14 protein-coding genes and 1 pseudogene are annotated in these 14765 nt (G+C 56.6%); 9 read left to right on the top strand and 6 right to left on the bottom strand.

The annotated features are described in order from the left end of the window. Positions 1 to 103 precede the first annotated feature (103 nt). From DXB00_RS08735 to DXB00_RS17190, 7 genes are all read left to right on the top strand, one after another. Entirely contained in the window at positions 104 to 1189 is a 1086-nt protein-coding gene (locus DXB00_RS08735) for an ABC transporter substrate-binding protein (RefSeq protein ID WP_118729172.1), read from the top strand. Positions 1190 to 1253: 64 nt separating this feature from the next. Beyond that, a complete protein-coding gene (locus DXB00_RS08730) occupies positions 1254 to 4844 on the top strand; it encodes an S-layer homology domain-containing protein (RefSeq protein WP_118729171.1) in 3591 nt (1196 codons plus the stop codon). A gap of 160 nt (positions 4845 to 5004) precedes the next feature. Then, entirely contained in the window at positions 5005 to 5337 is a 333-nt protein-coding gene (locus DXB00_RS08725; protein WP_279220770.1) for a PTS sugar transporter subunit IIA, read from the top strand. 213 nt (positions 5338 to 5550) lie between these two features. Beyond that, positions 5551 to 6480 carry a 1-phosphofructokinase gene (pfkB, locus tag DXB00_RS08720; protein WP_118729169.1) on the top strand — a complete coding sequence of 310 codons (930 nt, stop codon included), beginning with the start codon at positions 5551 to 5553 and terminating at the stop codon, positions 6478 to 6480. A 73-nt stretch (positions 6481 to 6553) separates the two neighbouring features. Beyond that, positions 6554 to 6850: an alcohol dehydrogenase catalytic domain-containing protein gene (locus DXB00_RS17200; RefSeq protein WP_243022626.1), complete on the top strand. Its 297-nt coding sequence runs from the start codon at positions 6554 to 6556 to the stop codon at positions 6848 to 6850. Beyond that, positions 6847 to 7023: a hypothetical protein gene (locus DXB00_RS17195; protein WP_243022625.1), complete on the top strand. Its 177-nt coding sequence runs from the start codon at positions 6847 to 6849 to the stop codon at positions 7021 to 7023. Before DXB00_RS17200 ends, DXB00_RS17195 begins: the two co-directional genes overlap by 4 nt. Then, a complete protein-coding gene (locus DXB00_RS17190) occupies positions 7011 to 7295 on the top strand; it encodes a hypothetical protein (protein WP_243022624.1) in 285 nt (94 codons plus the stop codon). Before DXB00_RS17195 ends, DXB00_RS17190 begins: the two co-directional genes overlap by 13 nt. A gap of 205 nt (positions 7296 to 7500) precedes the next feature. On the opposite strand, the gene rmuC is transcribed toward DXB00_RS17190, so the two are convergent. Next, positions 7501 to 8964: a DNA recombination protein RmuC gene (gene rmuC, locus DXB00_RS08710; RefSeq protein WP_242994927.1), complete on the bottom strand. Its 1464-nt coding sequence runs from the start codon at positions 8962 to 8964 to the stop codon at positions 7501 to 7503. An 11-nt stretch (positions 8965 to 8975) separates the two neighbouring features. Then, a complete protein-coding gene (locus DXB00_RS08705) occupies positions 8976 to 9641 on the bottom strand; it encodes a GTP pyrophosphokinase (protein ID WP_117492072.1) in 666 nt (221 codons plus the stop codon). A 197-nt stretch (positions 9642 to 9838) separates the two neighbouring features. Between DXB00_RS08705 and DXB00_RS08700 the strand changes: the two genes are divergently transcribed. Both DXB00_RS08700 and DXB00_RS08695 read left to right on the top strand, forming a co-directional pair. Beyond that, entirely contained in the window at positions 9839 to 10552 is a 714-nt protein-coding gene (locus DXB00_RS08700; protein WP_118729168.1) for a M23 family metallopeptidase, read from the top strand. A 17-nt stretch (positions 10553 to 10569) separates the two neighbouring features. Then, positions 10570 to 10887, top strand: a pseudogene (locus DXB00_RS08695) (MobA/MobL family protein); the annotation flags it as partial. Positions 10888 to 11181: 294 nt separating this feature from the next. Here the strand turns inward: DXB00_RS08695 and DXB00_RS08685 are convergent. The 4 genes from DXB00_RS08685 to DXB00_RS08670 all read right to left on the bottom strand — a co-directional run bounded on the left by DXB00_RS08685 (position 11182) and on the right by DXB00_RS08670 (position 14742). Continuing rightward, on the bottom strand, positions 11182 to 11706 hold the full coding sequence (locus DXB00_RS08685; protein ID WP_110435875.1) for a hypothetical protein: 525 nt from the start codon (positions 11704 to 11706) through the stop codon (positions 11182 to 11184). Between the two features lie 76 nt (positions 11707 to 11782). Next, the gene (purD, locus tag DXB00_RS08680) at positions 11783 to 13033 is read right to left on the bottom strand and encodes a phosphoribosylamine--glycine ligase (RefSeq protein ID WP_119214797.1); all 1251 of its coding nucleotides are present in this window, start codon (positions 13031 to 13033) and stop codon (positions 11783 to 11785) included. After that, complete coding sequence (locus tag DXB00_RS08675) at positions 13034 to 13567, bottom strand: hypothetical protein (protein ID WP_118360629.1); 534 nt, start codon at positions 13565 to 13567, stop codon at positions 13034 to 13036. It abuts the gene before it with no gap. Next, a complete protein-coding gene (locus DXB00_RS08670; protein WP_118360630.1) occupies positions 13567 to 14742 on the bottom strand; it encodes a phosphoribosylaminoimidazolecarboxamide formyltransferase in 1176 nt (391 codons plus the stop codon). Before DXB00_RS08670 ends, DXB00_RS08675 begins: the two co-directional genes overlap by 1 nt. Between the last annotated feature and the right edge of the window lie 23 nt (positions 14743 to 14765).

Here is a 14765-nt window from a genome sequence, read left to right as displayed (position 1 = left end):
GTAAAATTTTATCGGATGATGGACGGTAGAGCGAAGCCGCTTAAACTGTTATAGTATAGGGGCAGAGAAAAACTGCTCCGCCTTTTGTATCGAGGTGGAAGCTATGAAAAAAATATGTTTTCTTCCTGTTGTTCTGCTGCTGACCGGACTGCTCTGCGGCTGTACGGGTCAGCAGCAGAACGATCCCTCACCGCAGGAGAACGATCATGCGATGGAGGAGGGGACAGAAACACCGAAATATGACCATCTTACCGTTTACAGTCCGCTGCCGGAGTCGGAAACGCTGCTGTACTGCAGTGCCTTCCGCAAGGATACCGGCATCACCGTGGACTGTATTCATCTTCCTGCCGGAGAAATGACCGCGCGGCTCGAGCAGGAGCGGGACAACCCGCAGGCTTCTGTGCTGCTGGGCGGCTCGGCGGATAACTATATTCAGCTGCGAGAGGCCGGTCTGCTGGAGGCGTATCAAAGTCCCGAGCTGACCGATGTGCCCGAAGCCTATCAGGATGAGCAGGGCGTGTGGAATCCGATCTACATCGGTACGCTGTGCTTCGCCTGCAACACCGACTGGTTTGCACGGACGGGAACGCCGATGCCGACCTGCTGGGACGATTTGCTGTCGCCTGCACTGGCAGGGCAGATTGTGATGGCAACTCCGAAAAGCTCGGGTACCTCGTATACCACGCTGGCAACGCTTGTGCAGATGCGCGGCGAGGACAAGGCATGGGAGTATCTTCAAAAATTAGACCAAAACGTCGGTTTGTACACCCGTTCGGGTGTGGAGCCGGCAGAGCGGGTAAAAAACGGCGAATACGCCGTCGGTATCGTGTTCTCGCATGACGCCTTCCGCGCGGCGCTGGATGGCTATCCCATTGAGGTGCGCAGTCCGGCAGACGGCACCGGCTATGAGATCGGCGCGTGCGCGCTTGTGCGTGGTGCACCGGAGCAGGAGCGCGAAAACGCCCGCACCTTTATCGACTGGCTGACCTCTTCCCGCGGAGAGGAATGCTATATCGAAGCGAAAAGCTGCCGCCTTCCGGCAAACAGCACCGCCCGCGCAGCGGACGGACTGCCGCCGCTGGACGAGGTCAAGCTCATCACCTACGATCTGGAGTGGGCAGGCGAGAACCGCACGCGGCTGATTTCGTACTTCGACACGCATATTTACAGCGCGCGAACCTTGGCTTAAAAGGTTTAACATAGACGCGGCGGTATGGCGGCAGCCGTACCGTGAAGAGAAAGGAGAAAAGAAAATGGCTAAAAAATCTTCGCGTATGCGGCGGCTGCTCAGCGGTGTGCTGTCGGCCGTGATGCTGGCAACACTGGTGCCGAGCACTGCTTTCGCAATCGGAAGGACGGATACCGGCTCCTTCCTGACGGGTCCGTACCTGATGACCCCGAAAACAAACGGCATGGTTGTCGTTTGGGAACTGGATAAACCGATGAAGTCCACCATTACCTACGGTACGAGCGATGCGGACAAGAAAACGCTCGAGGTTCCGGTAGAGGAGGGCGAAAAGTTTAAGGGTGAGAGCATGCACATGTATCGTGCCCGCCTGACCGATCTGACTCCGGGTACGACCTATACCTACAAGGTTGAGACCGAGGACGGACAGACTGTGGAAGGTCACTTCCGCACGCTGCCCGAAAATTCGGATGAGATCCGCTTTGTGGTTGTCAGCGACAGCCATCGCTTTGAAACGGCAACCAAGGTTTCCGATGTGATCGCACAGTTCGATCCGGACTTTATCCTGCATACCGGCGATATGGTAGAGGGCACCGGCTCTCAGAAGGATCAGTTCCCGTACTGGTTCCAGAATGTCGGCTCGTTCCTGCACAATGTGCCGGTTATCTACAACAGCGGCAACCACGATTACGGTGCCTACTTTGATGAGTATGTCACCAAGGTGCAGAAGGAGCAGTATAAGTCCAACGAGACCGGACGCAACGTAGCGTTTGACTGCGGTCCGGTGCATTTCGATATGCTGGACAGCAACCCGTGGTCCCTGTTCGAGCTGAACTCCACTGCGGGCGGCGGCGAGGCAGATGCGGCAACCAAGGCCGTTGTAAACGAGTCGCTCGACTGGCTCAAGGCCGATCTTGCAACCGACGATGCCAAGAAGGCTGACTTCCGCGTTGTTACCATGCACCATCCGTTCGAGGATGACCTGACCCGCAAGTACGTTCCTTCCATCGTGGAGAACGGCAACGTGAATATCATGTTCAGCGGCCATACCCATCTGTATTCCCGCTATGCTTCTGCTGATCCGAAGCGCGGCGCGGATACCCTGTATGTAACCCAGGGCGATGCCCGCATCGGCGACGGCAAGATCGACACCGGCAAGCCGGATCAGCGCCTAAACGACAACTATCCCAACCTGCTTGCAACCGGCAAGGGCGATATGCTCGAAGTAACCGTCAAGGACGGTCTGCTGACCTATAAGAACCTGGGTCTGAGCAGCGACGGCGAGAAGGTATTTGAGACGGTTACGCTGTCCAAGGACGGCACCAAGCTGGCGTACAGCGATATTTCCATCACCCCGGACACCGTTCAGTCCAACGGCACTGTTACGGTATCCGCAAAGGTGACCAATGTCGGCAAGGGTCTGGCGACCGCCTCCATGTGTGTCAAGGACAACGGCACCGACCGTTGGCTGTATGAGTTCGGCAAGAGCGGCAAGGAGCGTGTTGTCGGTCTGAATCCCGGCGAGTCCGCAACGCTGAGCGCACCGCTGACGCTTTCTGCACTCGGCACGCATACCCTCAAGCTGGACAGCTACACCAAGACTGTCAATGTTACCTTCCGCAAGGCAACCTACACCTACAGCAACCTGCGCCTGCAGCTCGGCGGCGGCACAGTAAGCGAGCCGACCAGCGATGTCATCTACGCCAAGGCGGATGTGCAGAACATCGGCAATGAGGACGGCACCGCAGAGGCAGTGCTGTACATCAACGGCGCAGCCGTTACCTCGCAGAAGACTGCGCTTAAGGCAGGCGAGACCCGCACGGTTGAGTTTGCCTACAAGGCACCGGCAGGCGGCAGCTATACCGTCAAGGTCGGCAACTCGGCAGAGAAGACCGTTGCCGTGCTCGGCTCCATGCAGGGCACCCCGATCGTAAAGGATAAGTCCGGCAAGGGCAACGACGGCATCATCCGCGGCAATCCGACGCTCGTTAAGTACAACGGCGGCTGGGGTCTGTCTCTGGACGGCGTGGACGATTATGTGGAAATTCCGGATAACAAGAACTATGTGGTAGACAACGGCGTTACCGGCATGGTTTGGGCAAACATCGACCGTCTGGCAACGGGCGATGAGTGGGACCACAACCCGCTGCTGATGAAGGGCGCTTCCATCAGCTACGGCACCAACTACCTGTTCCGCATGGCAGTCCGCAAGACCGGCATGGTTACCTATGGCATTGGCTTTAACAACGATAACGGCGAGTACTTCTGGAACGACGACGAGAATATGGGCGGCGGCGTTACCCTCGGCAAGTGGGTACAGTACACCGGCGGCTTTGACCGTGCAACCGGCGGCGACAGCTACGAGGATACCAAGGCAAGCGGTCACACCGATGCACCGAATTTTGATTCTGAGATCCGCAACTGGGAAGGCAAGTCCATGTACTCCGGCTTTGCATTCCACCGTCATCTGCTGACGGGCCGCGGCCGCGGCAAGACGCACACCATGCTGACAGGTGACATCGGTCAGCTCCGCTTCTATACCACCAAGCTGACCGCAGAGGAGAACAAGCAGATTTACGCAAATCCGACTGCAAAGGGTCCGGAAAGCGACAAGCTGGTCGTATGGCTGGATTACGCACCGGAGAATATCGTCACCAAGGGCACGCACACCACCGAGTGGCGCGCAATGACCGGCAGTGCAGCACAGTTTACCTATAACGCAGAGATTACCGGCGCGGCTTCTGCAACCGCAACCGTTGAGACCTCGGACGACGGCAAGACCGTAAAGGCTTCCCAGTCCGCAGAGTTGAAGAACGGCAAGAACACGGTTGATATTTCCGCACTGGGCAGTGCAAAGTATGTTCGCGTTACTACCGTACTGAACTCCTCTGTTGCAGAGAAGTCCACCGATATTCCGGTTATCAACGCGTACACCGTCAAGGCCGGCAATACCAATACCTGGGCAACGCTGGCAGACTGGAACGAGGGCACCTTCACCGATGCAGTAGGCTACGAATCCGATGATGTATTCAACGATTACTCTGTGGATTACGACAACTACGGCACCGTGGGCAAGAATGTTAAGGTCGTTGAGGGTACGGTAAGCACCTTTACCGACATCGCGGGCCACTGGGCAAAGGATGCCATCGAATATGTGACCGATAAGGCGCTGTTCAACGGCACGACCGCAACCACCTTCTCCCCGAACGAGGGTATGACCCGCGGCATGTTTGTCACCGTGCTTGGCCGTATGGCAGGCGCAGATATCTCCGCGTACAACACCCAGAGCCAGTTTGCCGACGTAGACAGCAAAATGTACTACAACGCATACGTCAACTGGGCAGCAGCCAACAAGATCGTTTCCGGCGTGGACGCTTCGCATTTCAATCCGAATGCGCTCATCACCCGTGAGCAGGCTGCGGTTATCATGGACAATTACCTGACCGCCACCGGCACCAAGGTAGAGGAGAACGGCAGTGCAGCCGCATTTGCCGACAGCGCAAGCATCCGCGCTTACGCGAAGGACGCTGTAACCAGAATGCAGAAGGCTGGTCTGCTGAGCGGCAAATCGGGCAACCGTTTTGACCCGCAGGGCACGGCCACCCGTGCACAGGTAGCTGTTATCATGCAGAAGCTGTGTGAAAAGACCGGTAAATAAGCCGGTAAAATGAGAAAGGGTCTCCCGCCGAATGGCGGGAGACCCTTTGCGTTCGGAACCTGAAAAAACAGGAGAGGGATAACCTCTCCTGTTTTTTCAGGTTTGATTGTGTCGAAATTCAGTTACTTGATCTCAGCGAACATCTTCTCGAGCGCAGCAGCTGCGCCGGCGGGAAGCCATGGGCGATACCTATATCAAGCCGCTGTTCGCGCTACTGCTGCATTGCAGGACAAAGGCGGTATCGGACTGCCGATTCGGCTATTTACAGGCACAGCCGCCGGTCTACGAGGCCGGAAAGATGATTATGGGGGCACTCGTGCTGCTTGCGCCGGATACCGGTGATCCGATTCCAGTGGAGGTCATGCGCATGGTGAGCGCACAGCTGATCGAGGAGCCTGAGGTGATCGAGCGCCTGCGGACCGGTCAGCGCGACGCAGCCGTGCAGTTGTTGGAAGAAAAGCTGGATCGTCTGTTCTCAGAACACAGAGATTAAGCATAAAAGGGAGCGGTAATGCGGAAAATATTCTGCATTGCCGTTCCTTTTGCACGCAGAACAGAATTTACAGGGAGAATGTGCTCTTGTAATTCCTTACAAAAACGAAAGGGATTATTTGTTGAAATAACAGATTGACGCTTATATGGACTGTTGTTATTTTGATTATAGCTTTTGTTTCAATAGTTTCAAATATCTGGAGGGAGTCATTCCATGATTTATACGGTAACACTCAACCCTGCATTGGATAAAACGGTAGAAATTCCGGGTATTGCGCTTGACACGGTCAACCGCATCACGGAAATGCGCACGGATCCCGGCGGCAAGGGCATTAACGTGAGCAAAGTGATTGCCAAGCTGGGCGGCGAGAGCCGCGCCGTCGGCATTCTGGGCGGTGAGAGCGGCAGAACGCTTGAAAAGCTGCTCGAAAACGAGAATTTCACCACGCAGTTCCGGTTCGTTGAGGGGCAGACCCGCACGAATATCAAAATCATCGACCGGGTCGGCCACACGAATACCGACATCAACGAGCCGGGTCTGACCGTTACGAACGCAGATTTAGATGCGCTGCTGAACGACCTTCTGGCTGAGGTGCACGCAGGCGACATTGTGGTGCTGGCGGGCAGCTTGCCGAAGGGCGCACCGCAGGAAACCTATCGCGTGTGGACGAGCGCATGCAAAAACGCAGGTGCGCGGGTGTTCCTCGATGCGGACGGCGCTTTACTGGCGGAAGGCTTAAAGGCCGCGCCGTACCTCATCAAGCCGAATGATGATGAACTGTCGCGTCTGGCGGGCAGAAAACTGGAAACCATCGAAGAACTGACCGCAGAAGGTCAAAAGCTGCTGGAGAGCGGTATCGAACGGGTGGTTATCTCGCTGGGCGGCCGCGGTGCGCTGTATCTGCGCAAGGGCAGCACGATTTACGCTGAGGGACTCAAGGTTCCGGTCGGCAGTACGGTCGGTGCGGGTGACAGCGTGGTGGCCGCGCTGGCCTATGCCGAGTCGCAGGATATGAGCGAGGAGAACGCGGTCCGTCTCTCGACTGCAACCGGAGCCGCGAATGTCATGTGCAGCGGCACACAGGCCGCCGAGCGCTCGGTTATCGAGGCGCTGCTTCCGAAAGTACGCTTTTCCAAGTTGTAATTGCTGAAATCTATCGTGTTTTAAGATATGGTGAAGGAGAGTTTTATTATGAAAACAAGAGCTGTACGTCTGCATGCTGCGAATGATCCTGCGTCTGGATACCTTTGAACTGCCGGAAATCCGCGATGATGAGATTCTGGTCAAGGTCGTATCTGATAGCATCTGTATGTCCACCTACAAGTGTGCCATCCTCGGCACCGAGCACAAGCGCGTGCATCCCGATGTAGCTGAGCATCCGGCCGTCATGGGGCACGAGTTTGCGGGCGATATCGTCAAGGTTGGCGCGAAGCATCAGGATAAATTCAAGCCGGGCATGAAGTTCACGCTGCAGCCCGCGCTTACTACGAGGTGTCTCTTGCGGAGACGATGAGTTGCTCGGTCGGTGCGTTTAACGCCGCTTATCACACCAAGATAGGTGTTTATCACCGCGAAATGGGTATTAAAAAGGGCGGCAAGCTGGTCATCATGGCAGGTGCCGGTCCGATGGGCCTGAGTGCGCTGACGTATGCGCTGCACCGTGACGTCCGTCCATGGTCGTTGTGACCGATGTGAACGAGGACTGTCTGGCACACGCCGAGGCGCTGTTCCCGCCCGCAGAGGTTAAGGAGAAGGACGGCATCGACCTGCACTTTGTCAACACCGGCAAGATGGAAAATTCGGCGGCAGAGCTGCGCGAAATGACCGGCGGCACCGGCTTCGACGATGTATTCTGCTATGCACCGGTCGCAGCCGTGGTAGAGCTGTGCAGCGCCGTGCTCGGCCGCGACTACGCTCAATCTGTCAAAGCTTCCGGGCGGCAAAAAAAGGTGCTGTAACAGTGAGAAAACCCTGTCTGTTGTTGGAACAGGCAGGGTTCCTTTTGGGGTTAAAGTCAGATATTCGGCTCATACGCCGATACGGCGGCAGTATCTGTATATTGCCCCTCGCAAAGCTAAATAGTACCTTATCACTATTAAGCCTTGCTCTGCGGTGTTTTCTTTTGCCGAGAAAGCGGTTGAGAATTTCTTTCTGCTCAGCGCTTCACTCTTCTTCCGAATCGGTGCCGATATCCAGAACCTTCTGCGTTTCGCTCTCGCTGAGTTCGGTAACGCCCTTCAGCTTGCGGCGGATAGCGCGCGTGCGCGTACCGACCAGCTTATCCAGCTCGCGGCTCGCCTGATCGAGTCGGTTCTGCGTCTGCGTCAGGCAGGCTTCAAACTTGTCAAACTCGGTCTTGACCGCACCCAGAACGCTCCAGACCTCACCCGAGCGCTTCTGAATCGCAATCGTGCGGAACGACATCTGCAGGCTGTTCAGCAGCGCCGCCATTGTGCTCGGACCTGCCAGATTGACATGGTAGTCCCGCTGCAGAATCTCCACCATGCCGCGGCTGACAGCTTCGGCGTACAGTCCCTCGAAGGGCAGGAACATGATGCCGAACTCGGTCGTATGCGGCGGCGCAAGGTACTTATCGTGAATGTCCTTCGCCTCGGATTTGAGGGTGGCGATCAGCTGCTTGACGCATGCGTCAATCTGCTCGCGCGAGCCTTCCTCGTACGCATCACGGAGCGCCCCGTAGGTGTCTCCCGGGAACTTGGAGTCGATCGGCAGCCAGACAAAGCTGCCGTCCTCAACGGGCAGCTTGACCGCATACTCGACCACATTGCGGCTGTTCGGCACGGTCGCCACGTTGGTCTCGTACTGCTCGGGCGCGAGAATGTCCTCGAGGATCGCGCCCAGCTGAATCTCGCCCACAATGCCGCGGGTCTTGACATTGGTGAGCACCTTCTTCAAATCACCGACACCCTGTGCCAGCGTCTGCATCTCACCGAGGCCCTTGTAAACCTGCTCCAAACGCTCGTTGACCAGCTTGAATGACTCATTCATGCGCTCAGACAGCGTTTTCTGCAGCTTTTCGTCTACAATTTGACGCATATCGTCCAGCTTTTTGTTGTTGTCCTCCTGCATGGCACGCAGGTTTTTATCCACTGTAACGCGGATGTTCTCCAAATCCTGCTTAGTCTCACCCGTGAAGGTGTGCAGATTTTTATCTACCGTTTCGCGGATAGTTTCCAAATCCTGTTTGGTTTCGCCGGTGAACGTGTGCAGATTCTTGTCCATCGTGCTGCGGATAGTTTCCAGATTCTGTTTTGTCTCACCCGTGAAGGTGTGCAGGTTTTTGTCCACGGTTTCGCGGATATTAGTCAGATTCTGCGTTGTTTCCGCCGTGAAACCCTGCAGACGCGTCTCAAACCTGCCGAGCTGATCGGTCAGACCGCTCATCTTGTCTCCAAGGCTCTTGTCCATCGCGGAAAGCTGATTGCTCTGCGCTTCCCGGCCTTCGCGCAGGTTTTGCGTCACGAGCGTGCCGAGCGCAGTAATGGATGCGGTTGGGTCGATCTGCTGCGGAAGCTCCGGCTTTTCCGGCTTGCGGGTCAGCAGAACGATGACCAGTCCCAGCAGAATAACAACCAGGACCAGGGTTATAATGGGTATGTATTGCATAATTTCTCCTTTTACAGCACTTTCAGTTCTTTTGCGATGCGCTGCATCTCCTGATCGGTCTCCGCAATAACATCCGCACACTTCTTCAAATCATCGGATACATGCTCCGGAATCTCCACATCGGATTTATAGCGCAGCTGGTGCTCCAGGCTGGCCCAGAAATCCATCGCCATCGTGCGAATCTGCAGCTCGATGCGTACCGGCTGCGTGCGTTCCGCGAGGAAAATCGGCACCTCGAGGATCAGATGCAGGCTGCGGTAGCCGTTCGGCTTGGGATTGGCAATGTAGTCCTTCTTCTCGATCAGCGTCAAGTCATCCTGCCGCATGAGCATGTCCGCTACTGTGTAAATATCCTCGATAAACGGACAGATCACGCGGATACCGCCAATATCGTTCAGATTGTCTATCATGGACTGCAGCGTGATCGGGAATCCGCGCCGCTTGAGCTTGCTGATAATGCTGCGCGGGCTTTTGATGCGGCTTTTGATGGCATCAATCGGGCTTGGCTTGCCCGAAATACGCGACTCATCGCTTAGAATATCCAGCTTGGTCTTGATCTCACGGATGCCGGATTCGTACAGCAGCATCATCTGCTGCATCTGCATCGCGGATTCGATCAGCAGTTCCTCGTCGTGCTGCGACAGCCGGTCAATTGCGAAAAAGTCAGCCAGTTCCATAGTCTTTACCCTCCTTGCGTTTCTCTTTTTTTATTTAGTATACCACATTCGACGATTGGGTACAATCCGCAGACGTCTCCCATTTTGTGGACTATCCGGCATCTGCCGATGAAGTGTTCGCTGTGCGGCAAATTTTCGGCGGCGCGTATATTTTCCGCAGCAGCCGACCATACTGTCAGCAACGGAGGTAAAGGGACATGAAGCAATATCAATCCAAACACACCGCGGCGCTCTCTACCCGCGGATTCTACACCATTCTTTCGCTGTGTGCGCTCATCATTGCCGCATCCGCATGGGTGATCTGGGGCAATGCACACCGGCAGAACGCGGTCGAGCCGGACACCGGAATGCCTATCATCGCACCGGCCGACTCGACCGCCGAAGCACCGACCGAACCGGCCACCGTTCCGCAGCAGGAGCAGGAACCTGAGCCGGTGATCGAGGAACAGCCGGTCGCGGCGGCAGAGCCGGAACCGGCTGTGACGGTCAGCGCCCCTGTGTATGTGCGGCCGGTGTCCGGAGCCGTGCTGACGCCGTTTTCGGGTGACACGCTGCTGTTCCAGCCGACCATGGGCGACTGGCGTGTTCATGCCGGCACGGACTTCTCTGCCGAAGCCGGCGAAACCGTGCTCGCACTGACCGACGGCACTGTGCAGCAGATTGCCGAGGATGGCCTGTACGGCACCTGCGTGACGCTGACGCATACTAACGGTCTGACCTCGTCGTACTGCGGCATGGACGATGTACGCGTGCAGGAAGGGCAGGCTGTCTCCGCCGGTGAGGCGCTCGGCGTGTGCGCGGACAGCATTCCTGCAGAATCCGCACTCGGCACTCATGTGCATGTGCAGGTGACGCAGAATGACGCGCCGATTGATGTACTCACGCTGCTCGATGAGGATGAGCCGGAGTAAATCGACACAGACTGTGCGTCCTCTGCTCTGAAATCCTGCTGCCATCGCATGCGCCATCGGAGTATGCAGACCGAGAAACCCTCTGGAACGCGGTGGAGAAAGCCGAATGCGGAAAGAAAGCACAGCTTGCGTACAGCTTTGACATTGCCTTGCAGAACGAGTTTTCCATGCAGGAGAACATCGCTCTGGCAAGGCAATTTTTGTTGGAGAACTTTGTGAGCCGGGGTATGGTAGTGGACTTTGCCGTTCATTCTCTCGACAAGGAGGACGTCGGCATTTTCAATCCGCACTTTCATGTCATGTGTCCCATTCGCCCTTTGGACGAACACGGCAGATAGGGCAACGAGCAGCGGCAAGGACAAGTGGATTCTGGATGAGGATGCTGCCCAGATTGTCAAGCGCGTCTTTGACCTCTGCATTGACGGCAAAGGCCCAGAGCAGATTTCGCGGATTCTTGAAAGGGACCATGTGGAAATCCCCGCACTGACAGAACTCATGATTGCAGAATCTACCCTTGGACGCAAAAAAACGGCGTGACCTTAACGGTCACACCGTTCTCTGCCCTAACCGCAGGACTTATAGTTCCTAAAACGGTTAAGCCTTACTCTGCGGTGTTTTCTTGTTTGCAATTAGCCGAGCTTCGGGAACAAGTCCTGCTCGATAACAGCGTCGAGCGTCATGCCTGCATAGGCAATCTGCGCCAGACCGTCGATGAAGCGGGAGACTGCCGCAATCAGCACGGAAATGTTATCCGCCACAAACGGAATGATTTTCTCGAGCTCGAGAGAGCCGTCCACCAGTGTGTTGTGCTTGAGGTAAATCTGACCGGCCTCCTCAAAGAAGCCGAACGAGCCGAGCGCACAGAAGTTGTTGCAGTAATCGCACGCATGACGAAGCTGCACCTTGTTGTTTTCCGGGGCACCCTGAAACAGAGTAACGAAGAACTGCAGCAGACCCATGTCCTCTGCGGGCAGCTGCATCGGGATGAAGCAGGCTTCAATCACAACGTCCTTGGCAACCTTGCCCTGACGCATTGCCTCGCAGCGCAGAATGGTCGGTGCGCCGTCCTTCTGCATGATTTCCGCACGGAAACCGTTCTGGTTGAGAACATCGTTCATGCAGCCTAAAATCTGATTTTGCTGTTCGATTTTCATTCTTTTTTCCTTTCTTCCATTCACGCAGAATGTAGGGCGGGCTGAGGTCAGCCCGCCCTACAATAAACGTAAAATATTACTTTACGCCGATATCGGTGCGATAATGCGCCTTATCGAAGTGAATCTTCTTGACATCGGCATACGCCTTGAGGATCGCTTCGTCGAGCGTGGGGGCAACTGCCGTTACGCCGAGCACGCGGCCGCCGTTCGTTACCAGCTTGCCGTCCTTGACGGCGGTGCCGGCGTGGAATACGAACGAGTCGGTCACATCGTCCAGACCGGTGATCTCCTTGCCCTTTTCGTAGGCCTTCGGATAGCCGCCGGACGCCATGCAGACGCAGCAGGCGGCATTGTCCGCCCACTTGATGTCAATGTCCTCGAGCTTTTCGTCGATAACGGCATTGAAGATGTCGAACAGGTCGGTGTCCAGTCGGGACAGGACAGCCTGCGTCTCCGGGTCGCCGAAACGGGCGTTGTACTCGATAACGCGCGGGCCCTTTGGGGTCAGCATCAGGCCGAAATACAGCACGCCCTTGAACGGACGGCCTTCCTTCTCCATGGCCGCGACAGTCGGCTTGAAGATGGTCTCCATGCACTCGGCGGCAATGTCGTCGGTATAGAAGCGGGACGGCGAGAATGCGCCCATACCGCCGGTGTTCGGGCCTTCGTCATGGTCGTAGGCACGCTTGTGATCCTGTGCGGACGGCATGGTCTTGAGGTGTTGGCCGTCAACGAATGCCAGCACGGAAACCTCAGGGCCGGTGAGGAACTCCTCGATAACGACACGCGCACCGGCGCCGCCGAATGCGCCGCCGTCGATCGCGTCCTTGACCGCCTCGATGGCTTCTTCCTCGGTCATGGCAACGGTAACACCCTTGCCGAGCGCAAGGCCGTCCGCCTTGACAACGATTGGCGCGCCGTTCTTCTTGATGTACGCGATGGCATCCGCCGAGTTCTCAAAAACGGCGTAGCCAGCGGTCGGAATGCTGTATTTCTGCATCAGATCCTTGGCAAAGGACTTGCTGCCCTCAATAATAGCGGCGTTCTTGCGCGGACCGAAGGCACGGATGCCTGCGGCCTCGAGCGCGTCTACCATGCCGAGTGCAAGCGGGTCGTCCGGTGCGACCATAACGAGATCCGGCTTGTGCTCCTTGGCGAAAGCAACCATGCCGTCGATGTCGGTTGCCTTAATCGGTACGCACTCTGCCTCAGCGGCAATGCCGCCGTTGCCCGGCGCACACCAGATGTGGTCAACCTTGGGGCTCTTCTTCAATGTATGGACGATGGCGTGCTCACGGCCGCCGCCGCCGATAACCAAAACTTTCATTTATTGTTCCTCCGTTTGTAGGTATATGCGCTGTGCGCGGAACATTTCTACGATCAGTGCTACTGTGCCGATGGAGATGCAGGTATTGGCCAGCGTCCAGACGGTGTTAAACAGATAGTCGTTCAGCCAGCCGGGTGCGCTCACGAGCACAAGAATGTAGCCCGCGCTCCAGATCACCAGCAAAACCCATTCGGGCAGCGTGCTGTGCTCGATCTTGTGCATCTGGTCTTTGACACCCATCAGCAGCATGCAGCCGGTGAGCAGCAGCGGCACGAGCGCCGCATACTGCAGCACAATCCGCAGCAGACAGGGCGGGATGACTGCCGGACCGAGGATGAGCTTGAACGCCATCGTCACGTCCGCGGCAATGCTCGCGCGCATATACCAGCGGGACGCATTCTGCACGGACAGCGCACCGGCAGACACCAGCGCGAACGCCAGTATCTGCAGTGCCCAGTTGTGCTGCGCGGCCAGACTGAGCAGCAGTCCGCCGGATACGGCTAAGTAGGCATAATAGCCTTTCAGCAGTTTCATTAGTGATGGAACAGACGCATGCCGGTGAACGCCATCGTGATGCCGTATTTGTTCGCGGTCTCGATTACGTTGTCGTCACGGATGGAGCCGCCCGGCTGTACAATGTACTCCACGCCGGACTTGCGTGCGCGCTCTACATTGTCGCCGAACGGGAAGAATGCGTCCGAACCAACGGTTACGCCGGTGTTCTTTGCAATCCACGCCTTCTTTTCCTCAGCGGTGAGCACCTCCGGCTTTACCTTGAAGGTCTTCTGCCATACGCCTTCAGCCAGTACGTCCTCGTACTCGTCCGAGGTGTAAACGTCGATCGCGTTGTCGCGATCCGGGCGGCGGATGCCGTCAACAAACTGCAGACCGAGAACCTTCGGATGCTGACGAACGAACCAGTTGTCGGCCTTGTTGCCCGCGAGGCGCGTGCAGTGGATGCGGCTCTGCTGACCTGCGCCGACACCGATGGTCATGCCGTCCTTGACGTAGCAGACCGAGTTGGACTGGGTGTACTTCAGGGTGATGAGTGCAAGGATCATGTCGTGCTTTGCGCTCTCCGGCAGATTCTTGTTCTCGGTAACGATGTTGGTGAGCAGGCTCTCGTTAATCTCGTAGTTGTTGTAGCCCTGCTCAAAGCGGATGCCGAAAATGTCGCGCTGCTCGATCGGCTTTGGCTCGTAGTTCGGGTCGATCTTGACAACGTTGTAGCCGCCCTTGCGCTTGGTCTTGAGGATCTCGAGGGCCTCAGCGGTGAAGTCCGGTGCGATGATGCCGTCGGAAACCTCGTGTGCGAGGTAGGAAGCGGTGTCTGCGTCGCAGGTATCGGACAGCGCCGCCCAGTCACCGTAGGAGCACAGACGGTCAGCGCCGCGTGCACGGATGTAAGCGCATGCAATCGGGGACAGCTCCTTGTCGGTGTCAACAAAGTACATCTGACGCTCAACATCGGTCAGCGGCTTGCCGAGCGCGGCACCGGCCGGAGAAACGTGCTTGAAGGACGCAGCTGCGGGCAGGCCGGTCGCCTTTTTCAGCGCACGGACGAGCTGCCAAGAGTTGAATGCGTCACAGAAGTTGATATAACCCGGCTTGCCGTTGAGTACCTCAATCGGAAGCTCGCCCTCGGTCATAAAAATGCGGGCCGGCTTCTGGTTGGGGTTGCAGCCGTACTTTAAGGCTAATTCTTTCATAAATAGTCCTTTCTGCTCATCAG

The organism is Butyricicoccus sp. OF10-2 (assembly GCF_003481925.1).
Classification (GTDB): Bacteria; Bacillota; Clostridia; order Oscillospirales; family Butyricicoccaceae; genus Agathobaculum; species Agathobaculum butyriciproducens.
The sequence above is the reverse complement of the archived record's forward strand: the minus strand, read 5'-3'. Positions and strand labels throughout refer to the sequence as shown.